General features: G+C 58.9%; 16 protein-coding genes. 6 read left to right on the top strand and 10 right to left on the bottom strand.

The window, feature by feature from the left end; genetic code table 11:
* Window positions 1–125 precede the first annotated feature (125 nt).
* Entirely contained in the window at window positions 126–977 is an 852-nt protein-coding gene (locus BMY49_RS03175; protein ID WP_323133628.1) for a DUF6694 family lipoprotein, read from the top strand.
* An 80-nt stretch (window positions 978–1,057) separates the two neighbouring features.
* Here BMY49_RS03175 and serB read toward each other — a convergent pair whose 3' ends face one another.
* The 4 genes from serB to pgi all read right to left on the bottom strand — a co-directional run bounded on the left by serB (window position 1,058) and on the right by pgi (window position 8,007).
* Window positions 1,058–1,975, bottom strand: coding sequence for a phosphoserine phosphatase SerB (serB, locus tag BMY49_RS03170; RefSeq protein ID WP_089674826.1), 918 nt, complete (start codon window positions 1,973–1,975; stop codon window positions 1,058–1,060).
* A gap of 3 nt (window positions 1,976–1,978) precedes the next feature.
* The gene (gene parC / locus BMY49_RS03165; protein WP_089674825.1) at window positions 1,979–4,231 is read right to left on the bottom strand and encodes a DNA topoisomerase IV subunit A; all 2,253 of its coding nucleotides are present in this window, start codon (window positions 4,229–4,231) and stop codon (window positions 1,979–1,981) included.
* 7 nt (window positions 4,232–4,238) lie between these two features.
* On the bottom strand, window positions 4,239–6,134 hold the full coding sequence (gene parE / locus BMY49_RS03160) for a DNA topoisomerase IV subunit B (protein ID WP_089674824.1): 1,896 nt from the start codon (window positions 6,132–6,134) through the stop codon (window positions 4,239–4,241).
* A gap of 169 nt (window positions 6,135–6,303) precedes the next feature.
* Window positions 6,304–8,007: a glucose-6-phosphate isomerase gene (gene pgi / locus BMY49_RS03155; protein WP_089674823.1), complete on the bottom strand. Its 1,704-nt coding sequence runs from the start codon at window positions 8,005–8,007 to the stop codon at window positions 6,304–6,306.
* Window positions 8,008–8,121: 114 nt separating this feature from the next.
* Here pgi and cmoA point away from each other — a divergent pair, with 114 nt between their 5' ends.
* The gene (cmoA, locus tag BMY49_RS03150; RefSeq protein ID WP_054641011.1) at window positions 8,122–8,865 is read left to right on the top strand and encodes a carboxy-S-adenosyl-L-methionine synthase CmoA; all 744 of its coding nucleotides are present in this window, start codon (window positions 8,122–8,124) and stop codon (window positions 8,863–8,865) included.
* Between the two features lies 1 nt (window position 8,866).
* Window positions 8,867–9,877 (top strand): tRNA 5-methoxyuridine(34)/uridine 5-oxyacetic acid(34) synthase CmoB, encoded by a 1,011-nt coding sequence (gene cmoB, locus BMY49_RS03145; protein ID WP_054641012.1) that lies wholly within the window; start codon window positions 8,867–8,869, stop codon window positions 9,875–9,877.
* Between the two features lie 56 nt (window positions 9,878–9,933).
* On the opposite strand, the gene BMY49_RS03140 is transcribed toward cmoB, so the two are convergent.
* The 4 genes from BMY49_RS03140 to BMY49_RS03125 all read right to left on the bottom strand — a co-directional run bounded on the left by BMY49_RS03140 (window position 9,934) and on the right by BMY49_RS03125 (window position 13,366).
* Window positions 9,934–10,608 carry a zinc metallopeptidase gene (locus BMY49_RS03140; RefSeq protein WP_054641026.1) on the bottom strand — a complete coding sequence of 225 codons (675 nt, stop codon included), beginning with the start codon at window positions 10,606–10,608 and terminating at the stop codon, window positions 9,934–9,936.
* A 73-nt stretch (window positions 10,609–10,681) separates the two neighbouring features.
* Entirely contained in the window at window positions 10,682–11,800 is a 1,119-nt protein-coding gene (locus tag BMY49_RS03135) for an App1 family protein (protein WP_062372534.1), read from the bottom strand.
* The gene (locus tag BMY49_RS03130; RefSeq protein ID WP_054641013.1) at window positions 11,800–12,363 is read right to left on the bottom strand and encodes a type 1 glutamine amidotransferase domain-containing protein; all 564 of its coding nucleotides are present in this window, start codon (window positions 12,361–12,363) and stop codon (window positions 11,800–11,802) included. The genes BMY49_RS03135 and BMY49_RS03130 overlap by 1 nt, the downstream gene beginning before the upstream one ends.
* 121 nt (window positions 12,364–12,484) lie before the next feature.
* Window positions 12,485–13,366, bottom strand: coding sequence for a helix-turn-helix transcriptional regulator (locus BMY49_RS03125; RefSeq protein ID WP_062372531.1), 882 nt, complete (start codon window positions 13,364–13,366; stop codon window positions 12,485–12,487).
* A gap of 168 nt (window positions 13,367–13,534) precedes the next feature.
* On the opposite strand from BMY49_RS03125, the gene BMY49_RS03120 reads away from it, so the two are divergent.
* The 3 genes from BMY49_RS03120 to BMY49_RS03110 are packed head-to-tail and all read left to right on the top strand — an operon-like array spanning window position 13,535 to window position 15,828.
* On the top strand, window positions 13,535–14,239 hold the full coding sequence (locus BMY49_RS03120) for an ABC transporter permease (protein ID WP_054645031.1): 705 nt from the start codon (window positions 13,535–13,537) through the stop codon (window positions 14,237–14,239).
* Complete coding sequence (locus tag BMY49_RS03115) at window positions 14,236–14,973, top strand: ATP-binding cassette domain-containing protein (protein ID WP_054641014.1); 738 nt, start codon at window positions 14,236–14,238, stop codon at window positions 14,971–14,973. The genes BMY49_RS03120 and BMY49_RS03115 overlap by 4 nt, the downstream gene beginning before the upstream one ends.
* 39 nt (window positions 14,974–15,012) lie before the next feature.
* Window positions 15,013–15,828: an ABC transporter substrate-binding protein gene (locus BMY49_RS03110; RefSeq protein WP_089674822.1), complete on the top strand. Its 816-nt coding sequence runs from the start codon at window positions 15,013–15,015 to the stop codon at window positions 15,826–15,828.
* Between the two features lie 154 nt (window positions 15,829–15,982).
* On the opposite strand, the gene cysN is transcribed toward BMY49_RS03110, so the two are convergent.
* A complete protein-coding gene (gene cysN / locus BMY49_RS03105) occupies window positions 15,983–17,428 on the bottom strand; it encodes a sulfate adenylyltransferase subunit CysN (RefSeq protein ID WP_058576392.1) in 1,446 nt (481 codons plus the stop codon).
* Window positions 17,428–18,387: a sulfate adenylyltransferase subunit CysD gene (gene cysD / locus BMY49_RS03100; protein WP_089674821.1), complete on the bottom strand. Its 960-nt coding sequence runs from the start codon at window positions 18,385–18,387 to the stop codon at window positions 17,428–17,430. Before cysD ends, cysN begins: the two co-directional genes overlap by 1 nt.
* Window positions 18,388–18,472: the final 85 nt, after the last annotated feature.

Genomic DNA, 18,472 nt, shown 5'->3' with positions numbered 1-18,472 from the left:
CTAAACCGCTGAGCGAGCACCAAAAGTGTCAGCCTCACGCATGATCTGCTCTCAAGAGAAAGTAGTGGCGGATGCCACTTTCCGGTAAGCTCTTGCCGATTGATTTTTTGTGGTGAGGTACATCTATGTGGAGCCTACTCAGGCTATCTGCACTTTCATTATCCGCCTTGGTACTCGTAGGCTGCTCCGACCCGAAAGTCGATACGAGTTCCATGCCTGCAGCGGTGGTCTCAATCGAGAAAGTGCGTGAGTCGCTGCCCACCTATAAGCGCGACGAGTTTGATACCGCGCTGAAGATCATAGCCATGTCATCGTTTAACGGTATCGATCTCTTTAACCCCCAACGCATGAACGCTGCTGAAATTGCTGAATCGGCTAATGCCTATATGCACGGGCTAACGGGCGACGAAATTATTGAGCGCGCTGATGAGATGCTGCGTCAGCGGCGTGCTAGAGAGCGAGAACAGGCGCTACGCACGCTGAACCGGCTGGAAGCTAAACAGACTAGCGCCCAGCAAGCGCAGGAGCATTTAACACAAATCAGTATTGATAGTGCTCGCTACTACCTCAGCACCAGCCCCTACGGCGCGCTGGAACCCGTGATCGAGCTAACGGTGACGAACGGTGCTGATCAAGCCGTTTCAGAGCTCATGCTGCGTGGACTACTGGAAAGCCCAGAGCGGGAAATCGCCTGGGTAGATGAAACCTTCTACTACGTGATTGCCGGCGGTTTAGCCCCCGGCGAAAGCGCCACATGGAGCTTGGCACCCAACCGCTTTGGCCCCTGGGGCAATGATCAAATCCCCCGCAATGCCGAGCTATCGCTCACGCTGCAGGGCGTCAATAACGCCGAAGGCGAGCCACTATGGAACGCGCCTCCGCTGACCGAAAGCGAGACAGCCCGGCTAGAGTCGCTGCGCACCGAGTACGGCGGCATACGCCCCAAAGCTACGGATAGCCAAGCGGCAGACAGCTAAACGACGAACAGTTGATCAACAAAAACGGCGGTGCTAACAAGCACCGCCGTTTTACGTTGACCCGCGTCGTCTGGCTTAGCTTAGGTTAGCTCAGCGTCGCTATAGCCAAGCAGGTAAAGCACGCCATCCAACCCCGCGACAGAGATCGCTTGGCGCGCTTCGGCACGTACCAACGGTTTAGCGCGAAACGCCACGCCTAAGCCCGCCGTCGCCAGCATTTTCAGATCGTTCGCGCCATCGCCCACAGCAACGGTTTGCGCCAGCGGCACCCCTTCCCGTTCAGCGATTTGCTCAAGCAAAGCCGCTTTACGTTCGGCATCGACGATGGGCTCCTGCACCGTGCCAGTCACTTTGCCCTGCTGGATGACGAGTTCATTAGCATGAATTTCATCAAAGCCAAGCCGCTCCTGAAGGTAGCGAGCAAAGTAGGTGAAGCCGCCAGACAAGATCACCGTTCGGTAGCCCAAGCGCTTCAAATTCACCATCAGACGCTCAACGCCATCCATCAGCGGCAGCTCAGCGGCAATACTGGCCAACACCGTCTCTTCCAAACCCTCCAGCTTGCTCATGCGCTCGCGAAAGCTAGCTTTAAAATCCAGCTCACCGCGCATGGCGCGTTCGGTCACTTCCGAAACCTCGTGCCCCACTCCATGACGCCGCGCCAGCTCATCAATGACTTCCGCTTTAATCAGCGTGGAGTCCATATCGAAGCAGACCAGGCGAGGCGTGGCCTCGGGCCTTGCTGGCTGCACCACAAGATCCACACCGTGGGTTTCGCCTAGTTCCAACGCTGCCTGGCGCAGGGCGGTTAATTCGTCGGGCGCGCCGCTCAAATGAAGCTCCAAGCAATCCATGCCGCCGCCTTGTGCCGTATCTGCCAACGTCTGGCGACGCTCTTCCTGCAGGCCAAACTGCACCATTAACGCCGCCATCGCCGACTCTATTGTGGCGGTCAAGCGCGGCGCTAACAGAGTGACCAGAATATTTCCGCGTGCCATCCGTTACTCCCCTGCTTCTAAACGATCAACTTTTTGGAAACCACGCGGCAGCTTGCTGCCCCTTCTGCCACGCTCCCCACGATAATACGCGAGATCATCCGCCTTGAGGGTCAGTTTGCGCTTACCCGCATGAATGATCAGCTCTCCGCCTTCCGGCACAATGGCGATATCACGCAGGAACTCTTCGCGCCGCGCCGCCCGGGGGCCGGGGATATCGAGCATCTTGTTGCCCTTGCCCTTGGCCATCTCGGGCAACTGGTCTAGCGGGAAGAGCAGCAGCCGCCCTTCGTTGGAAACCGAAGCCACCCACAGCCCTTCGCCCTCCGGCACCTCCACGGGCGGCATGACGCTGCAGCCTTTCGGCACGCTGAGCACGGCTTTACCCGCTTTGTTTTTGCCGGTGAGCGCTTCGAGCTGGGCCACAAACCCATAGCCGCCGTCGCTGGCCAGAAGATAGCGTTGGGTGGGCGGCGCGAGCATCAGACCCGCCATCTGCGCCCCCGCTGCCACGTTCACCCGACCGGTCACCGGCTCTCCCTGCCCTCGGGCGCTGGGTAAATTGTGCGCCGCCAGGGTATAGGCGCGGCCTGTATCGTCCAGCAGCACCAGCGGCTGGTTGGTTTTACCCCGAGCGGCTAGTCGGAAACTATCCCCCGCTTTGTAGGAGAGCCCTTCGGGGTCGATATCGTGGCCTTTGGCAGCACGAATCCAGCCTTTATCCGACAGCACGACGGTAATCGGGTCGGCACCTAGCAGCTCCACCTCGGAGAGCGCTTTAGCCTCGCTGCGCTCCACCAGCGGCGAACGGCGTTCGTCGCCGTGCTCTTTACCCGCTGCGCGGATCTCTTTCTCGATCAGCGTGGTGAGCTTGGCTTCGCTACCCAGCAGCCCCTGCAGGGTTTTACGCTCTTTTTCCAGCTCATCCTGCTCGCCGCGAATCTTCATCTCTTCCAGCTTGGCAAGATGGCGCAGACGCAGCTCAAGAATGGCTTCAGCCTGACGCTCGGTCAGGCCAAAGGTGCTCATCAGGGCAGGCTTGGGCTCATCCTCTTCGCGGATGATGCGGATCACCTCATCAATATTCAGGTAAGCGGTCAGTAGGCCTTCTAGAATATGCAGGCGATCTTCCACTTTGCCTAAACGGTGCTCAAGGCGGCGACGCACCGTTGCACGGCGAAACCGCAGCCACTCACCCAGCATATCGGTCAGCGGCATCACCCGTGGACGGCCATCCAGGCCAATCACGTTCATGTTCACCCGCACGTTCTTTTCCAGATCCGTAGTGGCAAACAGGTGCGCCATCAGCGCTTCGACATCCACACGGCTCGAGCGCGGCTCAATCACCAAGCGGGTTGGCTCTTCATGGGTCGATTCATCGCGCAGGTCGGCCACCATAGGCAGCTTTTTCGCCTGCATTTGCGCGGCGATTTGCTCCAATACTTTGGCACCGCTGACCTGATAAGGCACGGCAGTAATGACGATATTGGCGTCTTCACGTACATAGCGGGCGCGTAATTTGACCGAGCCTCGGCCAGTCTCATAGAGCTTACGCAGATCCGCTTTCGGCGTGATGATTTCTGCATCCGTCGGGAAATCCGGTGCAGGCACGAACGCCATCAAATCCGTCGTGGTGGCCTCGGGATGACGCAGCAGGTGGCAAGTGGCTTCCACCACTTCCGAGACGTTATGGGGCGGAATATCGGTCGCCATGCCCACCGCAATACCGGTGCCGCCGTTGAGCAGCACGTGGGGCAACCGCGCGGGCAGTACTACAGGCTCTTGCATGGTGCCATCGAAGTTCGGCGCCCACTCTACGGTGCCCTGGCCCAATTCACTCAGCAGCACGTCGGCAAATTTGGAAAGCTTGGCCTCGGTGTAGCGCATGGCCGCGAAAGATTTCGGGTCGTCTGGGCTACCCCAGTTACCCTGGCCATCCACCAGCGGGTAGCGGTAGCTGAACGACTGCGCCATCAGTACCATGGCTTCATAGCAGGCGCTGTCCCCATGGGGGTGGAACTTACCCAGTACGTCACCGACGGTACGCGCCGACTTCTTGTACTTGGCATTGGCATGCAGCGCCAGCTCGCGCATGGCGTAGATGATCCGCCGCTGCACGGGTTTCATGCCATCGCCAATGTTGGGTAAGGCGCGGTCTAGAATGACGTACATCGAGTAGTCGAGGTACGCTTTTTCGGTGTAATCGCGCAGGGACAGACGCTCGACGTCGCCTTCCGCTACCTGAATATCCATGGTCATCGGGGGGTCATACCTCAATGTCTGCCAAATTACCGTAATCTTCCAACCACTTCTTGCGGTCGCTGGCGCGCTTTTTGGCGAGCAGCATGTCCATCATTTCCAGGGTGCCGTCGCCCTCGTCCAGGGTGAGCTGTACGAGACGGCGGGTTTCCACGGCCATGGTGGTTTCACGTAGCTGCAGCGGGCTCATTTCCCCTAGCCCTTTAAAGCGCTGCACGTTGGGGGTGCCCCGCTTTTTCGCCAGCTGTTTCAAAATGGCGGCTTTCTCGCTCTCATCCAGGGCGTAATGCACCTCTTTACCCAGGTCGATCCGGTAGAGCGGCGGCATGGCCACGAAAACATGCCCGGAATCGACCAGAGCGGGGAAGTGTTTGACGAACAGCGCGCAGAGCAGCGTGGCGATGTGCAGCCCGTCGGAGTCGGCATCCGCCAGGATGCAGATCTTGTGATAGCGCAGCTTTTCAAGGTCGGCGCTGCCGGGGTCGGCACCAATCGCCACGGCAATGTCGTGAACTTCTTGAGAGCCATAGATATCGTGGGTTTCGACTTCCCACGTATTTAGGATCTTCCCGCGCAGCGGCAGGATGGCTTGGGTGTCGCGATTACGCGCCTGCTTGGCACTGCCGCCTGCCGAGTCACCTTCTACCAAAAACAGCTCGCTCAGCGCCGGGTCCTGGCCGGAACAGTCCGCCAGTTTGCCGGGCAGCGCGGGGCCCGAGGTGACCTTTTTACGGGCGACCTTCTTCGATTTCCGCTGACGCTGCTGGGCAGCGCTGATCACCATCTCCGCTAGCTGCTCGGCCTGCTCGATGTGGTGGTTCAGCCACAGCGAGAACGCGTCTTTCACCACGCCCGAGACAAACCCGGCAATGGTGCGCGAGGAAAGCCGCTCTTTTGTTTGGCCAGCAAACTGCGGGTCGAGCATTTTCACCGAGAGCACGAAGGAAGCGCGCTCCCACAGGTCTTCGGCGGTGAGCTTGATGCCACGGGGCAGCAGACTGCGGTATTCACAGAATTCCCGCAGCGCGTCTAACAGCCCAGAACGAAAGCCATTAACGTGGGTGCCGCCTTGAGGCGTAGGGATCAGGTTGACGTAGCTCTCAAGCAGCGCCTCGCCACCTTCAGGCAACCACTGAATGGCCCAGTCCACACCGTGCTCGTCGTCGCTGAAGTGGCCGACGAACGGCTCTTTGGGCAGTACTTCGTAGCCATCGGTGGCTTCGGCCAAGTAGTCGCGCAGGCCATCAGCGTAGGCCCACTCGGTTTTGGTGCCATCCGGCTCTACTAGCGTGACCGCTAAACCGGGACAAAGCACTGCTTTGGCGCGCAGCAGGTGTTTCAGTTTGGAAAGTGCCAGCTTCGGGCTGTCAAAATAACTCTCATCTGGCCAGAAGCGTACCAGAGTGCCAGTAGCGCGCTTGGGGGCTTTGCCGATTTCGTGAAGCTCTTCGACTTTCTCGCCATGTTCAAAGGCGATGGCATGGCGGGCACCGTTACGGGTCACTTCGACTTCTAAACGCCGTGATAGCGCATTGACCACCGAGACGCCCACCCCGTGCAAACCGCCCGAGAAACGGTAGCTGGAGGAGGAGAATTTACCGCCCGCATGGAGCTTGGTAAGAATCAGCTCGACCCCTGACACACCGTGCTCCGGGTGCAGGTCGATGGGCATGCCCCGGCCGTTGTCTTGCACTTCAATGGCACCGTCACTATGAAGTACCACGCTGATGCTGGAAGCGTGCCCGGCGAGCGCCTCATCGACACTGTTGTCGATCACCTCTTGGGCGAGGTGGTTGGGCCGCGAGGTATCGGTATACATTCCCGGGCGCTTACGCACCGGTTCAAGCCCTGACAGGACCTCGATAGAACTCGCGCCGTACTGGGAGGCATCAAACTGGGTCATGTAACGTCGGTTCCTGAAAAAACATACTGAACAAAAGCGTACTGTCGGCTTCAATAGGAGCCGTCACAGGACGGCCTCTTGAGTACTCTTAAAATAGGGCCGCTTGGAAAAGCACATAGGATAGCTGAAAACCAAAAAGCTGTATATCCAGCCATATGAATTGAGCACTCTACTCCTGCTCGGCGGCCCAAAACGCTTCAATCAAGCCACGGCTGGAAGCATCCATACGGCTGATACTCTTTTCACCGTCGATAATGGCCTGGGTGTCAGTGGCAATTTGTTTGCCAAGCTCAACCCCCCACTGGTCGAAGGGATTGATATCCCAAATCACGGCCTGCACGAAGACTTTGTGTTCATACAGCGCTATCAACGACCCTAGCGTGGCAGGCGTGAGCTTATCCAGCAGCACCGTTGAAGAGGGCTGATTACCCCGGTAGCGCTTGTGTTCGGGGCGAGGGCCATCCTCTTCCAGCGCATCGTCGCCCAACATCAGCACACGGGACTGGGCAAAACAGTTGGCCAGCGCCAAGCGATGCTGCGACTTCAAATGGCGGCGGGTATCCAGATTTTCGACCTCATCGTAACGCTTAAGCGGCGCGATAAAATCGCACACCACCGGCTGCGTGCCCTGGTGAAGCAGTTGATAAAACGCATGCTGGGCATTAGGGCCCAACTGGCCCCACAGCACCGGGCAGGTGGAGTAGTTCACCGCTTGGCCCTGGCGCGTCACCGATTTGCCATTGGACTCCATTTCGAGCTGTTCGAGGTAAGCGGCAAAGTACTCAAGCCGCCCGTCGTAGGGCAGAATTGAGTGGGCGCGAATATCCAGAAAGTTCACGTTCCAGATGCCTGCCAAGCCCAGTAACACCGGCAGATTGTCCTCCAGTGGCGCATCGCGGAAGTGGCTATCCATAGCATGGGCGCCCGCCAACAGTTCGCGGAAGTTCTCCATGCCAATGACCAGCGCAATCGGCAGCCCAATGGTGCCCCACAGCGAGTAGCGCCCGCCGACCCACTCCCAAAACATCAGCTGGTGGTCCGGGGCAATCCCCCACTCGCTCATCTTGTCAGGGCTGGCGGATACACCAATAAAGTGCTGGCGCACAATCAGCTCTGCGCTGATCGGTTTGGCATGGGGGCTGACTTCTGGCAGGTCGGCGTGCTGTGTAAGCCGCCCGATTAGCCAGTCGCGGGCCGTGTTGGCGTTGGAGAGCGTATCAATGGTGGTGAACGACTTGGACGACAGCACAAACAGCGTGGTTTCAGGATTGAACCGGCTGAGGTAGTCCGCCAATTGGGAGCCATCCATCGTGGAGGCAAAATGCACCTCCACCGGGTGAATATCGCTGGGGCGATAGTCCGCGAGGGCATGGGTCACCATCAGCGGCCCTAAATCCGAGCCGCCCACGCCTAAATTCACCACGTGACGAATAGGCTTGCCGGTGGCCCCACGCCACTGGCCCGCATGTAGCCGCTGAACTAGGCGCTCCATTTGCGCCAAGCTGTCATGCACGGCCCCGACGATATCTTCGCCTTCCACTTCCAGGCTCGCATCCGCAGGTAGGCGCAAGGCGGTATGCAGCGCTGGGCGGTTCTCACTGACGTTCACCCGCTTACCGCTCAGCAGCGCCTCGATGGCCCCTGGCACGCCCGCCTCTTGAGCCAGCGCCAGCAGGTGCTCCAGCGTATCGTCGTCCCAACGCTGCTTGGAAAGATCGAGAGTGAGCCCCGCCACCTGACGAGTAAAGTGCTGCCAACGGCCAGGGTCATCCCCAAACAGGTTTTTCAAGTGGACATGCTTAAGCGCCTGGGCGTGCTGTGAGAGCGTTTGCCAAGCGGGTAGCGTATCGGGAGTTGCTGTTGCTGAAGCCATGTGCCTTCTCCTGTGGCGTCGTTCCGTGAGGCAGGAATCTGTGTTGATCAGGCCTGTTCTGCGTTAACAAGGGCGCGTAAACTACGCAGCCTCATTAACCATCCTGGCTTGCCCATGAGTGATGCATCTTACCGCGACGCTATCTTTTCAACACCCCTAGACAAGGTGGCTAGGTTCTCCTTTGACGAGCAGGTCGTCGCGTGCTTCCCCGACATGATCCGCCGCTCGGTGCCCGGCTACGGCCAAATTCTGGGCATGCTGAGCCTGATTGCCAAACGCCACCTGCGCCACGGTGCCCATGTTTATGATCTGGGCTGCTCGCTGGGCGCATCCGGACTCGCCCTGGCAGGCGCGCTGCCCGCCGATGCGTTCCGCTATACCGGTATCGACCTTTCCCCGGCCATGGCCGCCCGAGCCAAGCAGACCTTTCTCGATGAGTGCCCCGAGCACTCCATGCAGGTGGAAGAAGCCGATATTCGTACCTACGAGTATGCGCCTTCGGGGATGATTATTCTCAACTTCACGCTGCAGTTTTTGCCACCGGCCGATCGTGATGCGCTACTCACGCGGCTTTACAACACGCTTGAGCCCGGCGGCGTGCTGATTCTTTCGGAAAAAACCGTCGATGCCGACGAGCGCGACAACGCTTGGCGGGTCGAGCGCTACCACGACTTCAAGCGTGCCAATGGCTACAGCGATATGGAGATCAGCCAAAAGCGCACCGCGCTTGAGAACGTGCTGATTCCCGATACGCTCGATGCGCTGCACGAGCGCTTGTCGCTGGCGGGTTTTCCCCGCTCCATGACCTGGTTCCAGTACCTGAACTTCACCTCGCTGATCGCCTTTAAGGAGGGTTAAGGTGGCGCTACTCCCCGACGATCATCGCGTGCTGTATCAAGCGTTTTTAGATCAGGCCACTCAAGATGCCTCGCTCACGCCCTGGCTTGCCAAGCTCCCCGAGCAGCTCTCCAGCGGGCTGGACCGCCAGCGCCACGGCGATCTCTCTGCCTGGGAAAAAGCCGTGGCCAAGCTGCCGCCATTGCCGGAAGAGCGCCGTGTGGATCTAAACAGCGACACGCTGACGGTGGAAATAGACCTCACCGACAGCCAGCAGCGCCAGTGCTTCAATCTGCTGCGCAAGCTGGCCCCGTGGCGCAAAGGGCCATTCAACCTGGGTGGTATCGAGATCAATACCGAGTGGCGCTCTGACTGGAAATGGCAACGCGTCGCGCCGCATCTCGCGCCGTTGAAGTACCGCAAAGTGCTGGACGTGGGCGGCGGCAGCGGCTACCACGCCTGGCGTATGGCGGGTGCAGGCGCGGCTTTCGTGTTGGTGATTGACCCTTCCCCACGCTTTTACTGGCAGTTTCAGGCGGTGCGCCACTTTGTCGGCAACGCCGATGAAGGACGTACACAGTTTCTGCCGGTGGGTATCGAGGACATACCGGAAAACCTGGGCTTCTTCGACACGGTGTTCTCCATGGGCGTGCTGTACCACCGCCCTTCGCCCCTTGAGCACCTGCAACAGCTAAAAGGCGCGCTGGCCCCCGGCGGTGAGCTGGTGCTGGAAACGCTGGTGGTAGAAGGCGATGAGCAGACCGTATTCGTACCCGGCGAGCGCTACGCCGCCATGCCCAACGTCTACTTTCTGCCTTCCTCCAAAGCACTGTGCCACTGGCTGGAGCGCTGCGGCTTCACCAATGTACGGGTGGTAGATGAAGCGATGACGACGCTCGATGAGCAGCGCTCCACCGAGTGGATGACCTACCAGTCGCTGGCGGACTTCCTCGACCCGAATGACCGCAGCCGCACCATTGAAGGCTACCCCGCCCCACGCCGTGCGGTGATTCTGGCGAACAAGCCGGAGTAGTGAGTGATGGCCGCCCACCATTTTTAAACCAGTACTTTTAAATCAGCACTTTTAAATCAGCGCCTTAAAATCACCAGCCAGCGACCCAGGTTCATCACGCTGGCTAGCGACGCGGCCACATAGGTAAAGGCGCAGGCGGTGAGTACGTGGCGGGCACCGGCCATATCGGCAGGCGGCACGTACTCTTTCAACAACGGTAACGCACGATTGAAACTGGCATCGAACTCCACCGGCAGCGTGACCAGATGCACCAGCGCGGCGGTGCCGAAGCTAATCACCGCCATGACGACTATCATCGCAAGCCCACCGGGTAGCCGCGTCAGCAGGAACAGAAACGGCGCGGCCATCATCAAAATAGCGCCTAGCTTTTCCGCTTTTTGCGCCACTTGCACCAAACGGCTGCGGGCCAGCAGCGGCGCATAACCTTCATGGTGCTGAATAGCATGGCCCACCTCATGGGCGGCAACGGTTACCGCCGTAAGCGAACGGCCATCGTAGTGATCGGGCGTTAAGCGTACACAGCGTGCCTCAGGGTCGTAATGGTCGCCCTGTTCGGTGCGCTCTACCCGTACGCCCTCCACACCCATACGGCGCAGCAGATGTTTGGCCAATTCCGCACCGGTACCTGGGTAATCATCACGCCCTCGGGTATGGCGCCTTAATACCCATTTTGCCCATAGGTTGGGCAGCACAAAAATAGCCAACGCCAGCACAATTAAGAGGATGAGCATCACAACACCGGAACCCGCCAAGTAAGAGAGACATCAACGCTCATTTTTACCACGAATGGCGGGGGAACACAGCTTAGTCAGGCTCGTTACGATGGGCTTCGACGTCGCGCTGAACCGCTTGCAGCCCGCGGGCGGAGATATCGCCTTTGGCGTGGGCATGCTCTGCCATCAAAATGCTATCTACGGCCAAGACCAGCTCACAATCGGTATGGGCTAACTCATCGCGCAGACGCTGAATGGCGGCTTCCCGCTGGGGGTCGCTGTCGACGCGGCGAATATAAATCGCTTTGATCCGATCCGGATAAGCTTTAACGACCTCCGTGTAGACTTCCGGGTCGTGCTGGCCGCTATCGCCAATCAAAATGCAGGGCATGTCGTCATACAGCGCCAGCATGCGGTCGATCAGGTCACGCTTATGATCCTCCGCTCGGCGGGGCCACGGCTTACGCCATGAGATCCCCCACTCCCGTAAAAACAGAATAGGACCCACTGGAATCCGGTTGATTTGGAAGAAAGCTTCCAACATTTCATAAATCGCCCACGGGCCACGAGAAACATAAAGAATCGGCCGCTCGGCCTTTTCGGTCTGCCCACGGTAAAGCGCCTGATAGAGCGATGCTACACCGGGAAACGCCGTCCGTCGGTGGGGCTTGCGCACAAACAGTCGGTAAAGCATTTTAAACTTTTCCGCCACGCCGGTGAACATCACCGTATCGTCGATATCGCTGATCACCAACAGGTCCGCCTCAGGAGGCGGTACGTACACTTCTACGCTGGTACGGATCGGTGGGTGCCCCTCGGCATGGACCAAAATATCGGCGCGATGCCAGGAAACATCGACCGGCAAAGGCGTACTAATCGGCAGGTGGGCATCAAAGTAGCCGTCTCGGTCGGTGGTTAAACAGAGCTCATTGCCCCCCACCCGAATATCGACTTTGGCATTGGCGAGGCCACGCCGGAACACTCGCCGCGCGACGTCGGCGGTATCGCGCAGCATACCGCGTCTAGGAATGGCACGGCCGAGTGCCGCTTGGCGGAACACCCGGCCCATCACAAAGATTTCCCGCTGGGAACCGTAACCGCGGTAGGGATGCACCATCATCCCGCTGCGGCCACTGTCCCGCTTCATCGGTTTTGCAACAACGTGGGCAAGCCTTTTGGCAAAGCTTGCCCACTGGTGATACCACGCCATTAAGCGTGCTGGCCTGAGTGGCGCCCTTCCTGCAGCTCTTCCAGCAGTTTGGAATTAAAGGCGTCCAGGTCTTTGGGTGTGCGGCTGGTCACGAGGCCGCTATCGACTACTACCGGCTCATCCACCCAGTTCACACCCGCATTTCGCAGATCTTGGGCGACACTCGGCACGGAGGTCATCTTGCGCCCTTCGACCACGCCAGCGTTAATCAAAATCCACGGCGCGTGGCAAATGGCGGCGACGGGCTTGCCCGCTTGGAAGAACGCTTTTACAAAGCTCAGGGCGTCTTCGTTCAGGCGCAGCTCGTCAGGGTTGAACAGGCCGCCGGGGAGTACCAGGGCGTGGTAGTCGGACTCGCTAACGTCTGCCAGTGCCTTGTCGGCCTCGTAGGTATCGCCCCAGTCGGTTTCTGCCCAAGCGCGAATGCCCTTGCCTTCCGGCGAGACAATATGCACTTCAACACCCTCTTTTTGGAGCGCCGCGCGAGGCACGCTCAGCTCGGACTCTTCAAAACCGTCGGTGGCTAAAATAGCAACACGTTTACCATTCAGTGCTTGATTCATCGTGCTCTCCTTTTCGTGATGATCTTTTCGTGATGAGGTTACGTCTACAACACCTCTCCAGTGTGGCGCATCTTATACAATCGTCAAGCGTAGAGGCCGAATCAGACTAGTCGCTACGCGCTTAAGCGTTGTACAACACGCGGCCTAGCTGGCTCACATCATACCCTCTTAGCGTACTCGCACGCTGGGCAAACCGGGGCTCTCTGGCAAATTCAAACAAGGCTTGGACGGCAGGCTCAAAGTAGCTGCGACGATGCATCACCAGATCAAACGACTCCTCCACCAGCGGGATAAAGTCCAGCTGCTGGCGTTGCGCGGCAGACTCCATCCCCAGCCCAACATCGGCTTCACCTTGGGCAATGGTCAGCGCTAAATCGTCCTCGCTGAGCGCAGGATGTGCCGCCCATCTCAGCGCTTCGGGCACAATGCCCGCCTGCTGCAGCATGCAGTTCAAGAGCTGCGCGGCCCCTGCGCCTGGCTGGCGGTGGGCAAGCATGGCTTTGCGCTTGGCAATGTCGCCTACCGACCGAATGTCCAATGGATTCCCCAGCGCCAAGAGCAGCCCCTGGCGGCGCGTGGCCCAGTGCAGCACGATCAGATCGCGCACTCCGCCTAGGCCCAACGCAGCAGGTTCGTTATAGCGCTCAGAAGCCGCGTCGAGCAGATGGATCCCCGCTAGCATCGCCCTGCCTTTCAGCAAGCGGCGCACGCCGTCGCCACTGCCTTGACACAACGAGGCCAAGTCACTCCCGCTCTCTCGCACAGCCCACTCCAGCAGCGGGTCTTGGCTGCCCGCCAATACCGGCGGAGGCGGCTGCCGCTGCGCCTGGTCGCCTTCCAAGTGGCTAAGCACCCACATATCAATATGCTGTCGAGGAAACAGCAGCTTTCCCGTCGCACGGCTGCAGGGGATATGGCCCTGACGCACCAGGTCGTACACCTTGCGCTCTTTCAAACGCAGATAATCCGCCACCTCAGCGGTAGTCAAATAGTCGTTTGGCATCGCTCACCCTGCATTTAGCTGCGTATGGCTGCATATATTTCAGTAGCCAATGCATAACATCAAGTAAACGTACACTATGCAGCCTACTGAATACACTTTGCTCACCCGTTTCTTCCGTGGCCATCGCACTGGCATGTGCGCGACCCAACGCTTCTACATCAGGTACTTATGTCAGCAAGTGATAACCCTTTTTATACGGCGCTCGCGCTGATTCTGGGCATGGACTCAGATTTGATCGACATCGTGGTGCTCTCTTTACAGGTGTCGCTGGTCGCCGTGCTAATCGCCAGCGCCTTGGCGCTGCCAGTGGGAGCGGCGCTCGCCCTATGGCGTTTTCCTGGGCGTAACGGACTGATCGTCGTACTCAATGCACTGATGGGGCTACCGCCGGTCGTGGCAGGGCTATGTGTCTATTTGCTGCTCTCCCGGGCAGGACCATTAGGCTCGTTTGGGCTGCTGTTCACGCCCAGCGCCATGGTGATTGCTCAAGTCATCCTGGTATTTCCGATTATCGCTGCGCTGACGCGCCAGCAGGTGGAAGCCCTGCAGCATGAGTACGCCGAGCAGCTACGCTCGCTGGGGCTGACCCAGCTACGCATGATGCCCACCCTACTGTGGGATGCGCGCTTTGGCCTGCTGACGGTGATTCTAGCGGGCTTTGGCCGGGCCAGCGCCGAAGTGGGCGCGGTGATGATCGTCGGTGGCAATATCGACGGCGTGACTCGGGTGATGACCACCAGCATCGTGCTGGAGACCAGCAAGGGGGATCTTCCCCTGGCGCTCGGGTTGGGCATCGTACTGCTGACGCTGGTCACCCTCATCAATGCGCTGGCCCATGCGGTCAGTGAAGCGGCCAAGAGGCGGTTAGGATGAATGCACCGCTCACTACCTCCTCTTTCACCTCACAGGCCGATGTGCCAGCCCTGCACTTTCAGCAGGCGAGCTTTACCCATCGTGGACACGCCTTGTTGGTGCCCACCACCCTCACGCTGTCTGGCTGTCAGCGCACGTTGATCATGGGGCCTAACGGGGCGGGTAAAAGTCTGTTCATGCGTTTGGCTCACGGTCTACTCCGCCCTAGCAGCGGCCACGTTAGCTGGGAAGGCGTACCTCCCGTGCAGGCCATGGTGTTTCAGCGACCGGTGCTGCTGCGTCGCTCGGTGATCGATAATCTGATCTACGCCCTGGCCGTCAAACGCGTGCCTCGCCGGGAGCGTAAAGCACTCGCCTGGCAGGCACTGGAGAAGTTCGGCTTAGCAGCTCTGGCCAAGCGCCCCGCGCGGGTGCTGTCTGGCGGCGAGCAGCAGCGGCTCACCCTGGCCCGCGCTTGGCTGTTAACCCCTTCCGTGCTGTTTTTGGATGAACCCACCTCCGCCCTTGACCCCGCCGCCATTAAGGCGGTGGAAGATGCCGTGAACGAGTTTCACCAAAGCGGCACGCGCATCGTCATGACGACCCACGACCTGCATCAGGCGAAGCGGCTCGCCGACGATGTGCTGTTTATGTACGGCGGCCAGGTGCTGGAGCACACCAGCGCCGAGCGATTTTTCGACACCCCGACCTCCTCGCAGGCCAGGGCGTTTATCCGGGGCGAACTGGTTTGGTGACCCCCAATCAGCGTTGAACAACACCCAAAGGAGCAGACCGTGAAGACAACGACCACGCTTATCACCGCCAGCGTATGCACGACCGCCTTGGCCTGGAGTGCTTCGCCACTCGCGGATGACGACTTCATTACCCTCGCCTCCACGACGTCCACCGAGAACTCAGGGCTGTTCGATGCCATTATCCCCACGTTCACCGAGGCCACCGGCATCGACGTGCGCGTGGTGGCCGTCGGCACCGGGCAAGCATTTGAGATCGGCCGCCGTGGTGATGCTGACAGCCTACTGGTACACGATACGGCAGGCGAGGAGCAGTTCGTGGCGGACGGTTACGCCACGGAGCGTTTAGACGTCATGTATAACGACTTCGTGATCGTAGGCCCCAGCGACGACCCGGCAGGCATTAGCGACAGCGAGAGCGTGGCAGACGCCTTTGCGCGTATCGCCGAGAGCGGGTCACCATTTGCCTCACGAGGCGATGACAGCGGCACGAACCGCGCCGAACTGCGTTTGTGGGAAGATGCGGGCGTGACACCCCAAGGCGACTGGTACCGCGAGCTGGGCAGTGGCATGGGCCCGACCCTAAACACCGCTGCGGGTATGGACGCCTACACCTTTACCGACCGCGCCACCTGGGTCGCGTTCGATAATCCGCAAAACCTCACGCTGCTGTTCGAAGGTGACGAAGCGCTGTTTAACCAGTACGGCAGCCTGCTGCTCTCGGAAGAACGCCACCCGCACTTAAAGCATGATTTAGCCGCTCAGTGGCACCAGTGGCTCGTCTCTGAGGAGGGTCAGCAGGCGATTGCTGACTTCGAGGTAGGCGGCCAACAGCTGTTTTTCCCTAACGCCAAGTAGTCTTTTGCAGAAGAGCCTTTGGCGGTATTGGCATACACCGCCACTGAGGCAAACGCAACAAGGCCTGCTGCACCAAGTGCAGCAGGCCTTGTTTTATGACTATGGTTTTAGGACTATGATTCTAGGGCTATGATTTAGATAACGCGGCGTCAGCTCAGCGGCTCAGCAATTCGCGAACATCCTTTGCTTCCCAATGGGGGAAGTGCTTGCGTACCAGCGCGTTCAGGTCACGCTCAAAGGCGGCCCAATCGGTGGTAGCGGCCTGTTCACGGGCGTTAGCCACGCCGCGAATCATACCGGCACCTACCGTCACGTTGGTCAAACGGTCAATCACGATAAAACTGCCGGTACCCGGGCTAGTACGGTAGTCGTCTACCGGAATGGACGCCGTTAACTCCACCTCGCAGCGGGCGATGGCGTTCAGCCCCAGTGAATCGGTAGCGTGCTTTTCCAGCGTATTAACGTCAATCTGGTACTCAATGGCACTCACCTGCCCCGCTAAGTCGCGGGTGGCGAGCTTGATGTCGTAGAGCTTGCCGGGCGTGAGAGCGTCTTCATGCATCCACACGATATCAGCGTTGAACACGTTAGAGAGCGGAATTTCAGCATCGGCGCTCACGATCCAGTCGCCACGGGAGATATCAATCTCATCTTCCAGAGTGACGGTAATCGCTTGGCCTGGGTACGCCGCGTCTAAATCGCCATCAAACGTGACAATGCGGGCCACGCGGGATGTTTTACCCGACGGCAGCGCTTTGACCGCCTGGCCAGGGCGCAACACGCCTGCCGAGAGCGTACCGCAGTAGCCACGGAAATCCAGGTTCGGGCGGTTAACGTACTGTACCGGCAAACGCAGGTCGGTGAGGTTTTGATCGCGGCTGATTTCGACGCTTTCCAGCAGCTCGATCAGCGTTTTGCCTCCGTAGCGCTGGCTATCGTCAAAGTACCAGGGCGTTTGCTCGCTGGGGTTGACCACGTTGTCGCCGTTGAGTGCCGACATCGGCACGAAGCGGATATCCGGGGCTTGCAGGTTCTTAGCGAACGCCCGGTACTCCTCGACAATCTCGTTAAAGCGCGCTTCTGAGAAGCCCACCAAATCCATCTTGTTGACCGCAATGACTAAGTGCTGAATGCCCAGTAGGTCGGCAATGAAACTGTGGCGGCGTGTCTGGGTCTGCACGCCGTAGCGCGCGTCGATCAGAATAATCGCCAAGCTTGCGGTGGAGGCACCGGTCGCCATGTTACGGGTGTACTGCTCATGCCCAGGGGTATCGGCAATAATGAACTTGCGCTTCTCCGTCGAGAAGAAACGGTAGGCCACATCGATGGTGATGCCCTGCTCGCGCTCGGACTGCAGACCATCCACCAACAAAGCAAGATCCACCGCATCCCCTGTGGTACCGCTGGTTTTAGAGGCCTTGGTGATCGCCGCCAGCTGATCTTCAAAGATCATCTTGGAGTCGTGAAGCAGCCGCCCGATCAGGGTGGATTTACCATCGTCGACGCTGCCGCAGGTAATAAAGCGCAGCAGGTCTTTGTTTTCGTGCTCGTGCAGGTATTGCTCAATGTTATCGGCAATTAACGTTGACTGGTGCGCCATTAGAAGTACCCCTCACGCTTTTTCTTCTCCATGGAGCCGGCCTGATCGTGGTCGATGGCACGGCCGCTGCGCTCACTGGTTTTGGTCAACAGCATCTCTTGGATAATTTCCGGTAGCGTTGCTGCCGTGGATTCCACCGCGCCGGTGAGCGGGTAGCAGCCAAGGGTTCTAAAACGCACCCACTTCTCCTCCGGCACCTCGCCTGGGGCCAATGGAAGGCGGTCATCGTCCACCATGATCTGCATACCGTCGCGCTCAACCACCGGGCGCTTGGCGGAGTAGTACAGCGGCACAATCGGAATCGACTCAAGGTAGATGTACTGCCAGATATCCAGCTCGGTCCAGTTGGAAAGCGGGAAGACGCGAATCGATTCGCCTTTATTGACCTTGGCGTTATAGACGCTCCAAAGCTCAGGGCGCTGATTTTTGGGATCCCAACGGTGGTACTTGTCGCGGAAGGAGTAGACGCGCTCTTTGGCACGGGAGGCTTCTTCGTCACGACGCGCACCGCCGAAGGCAGCATCAAACCCATACTTGTCCAGCGCCTGCTTGAGCGCCTGGGTTTTCATGATATCGGTGTACTTCGCGCTACCGTGATCAAAGGGGTTGATGTTAGCTGCCCGCCCCTCTTCGTTGGTGTGCACAATCAGCTCCATGCCCGCCTCTTCCGCCATACGGTCACGGAAAGCGATCATTTCGCGGAATTTCCAGGTGGTGTCCACGTGCATCAACGGAAACGGCGGCGTGCCAGGGTAAAAGGCTTTACGCGCTAGGTGCAGCATCACCGAGGAGTCTTTACCGATGGAGTACATCATCACCGGATTGCGAAACTCTGCCGCTACTTCCCGGATGATATGGATCGATTCAGCTTCGAGCTGCTTCAGGTGGGTCAGTCGGGCGGCATCCGGTGCGATGGGCACCTCTTGCGTCGCTGCCGACGGCGCAGAAAACTGGTTCATTACCTACTCCCTCACAAAACGGTGCTTGCTTTTATGGGTAGGGTAACGCTATGCCAATAATAACCCAAAAGAATTAATAACTATC

It is taken from the genome of Vreelandella aquamarina (assembly GCF_900110265.1).
Classification (GTDB): domain Bacteria; phylum Pseudomonadota; class Gammaproteobacteria; order Pseudomonadales; family Halomonadaceae; genus Vreelandella; species Vreelandella aquamarina.
Note: the sequence above shows the minus strand (reverse complement) of the source record. Positions and strands in the feature narration are given on the sequence as shown.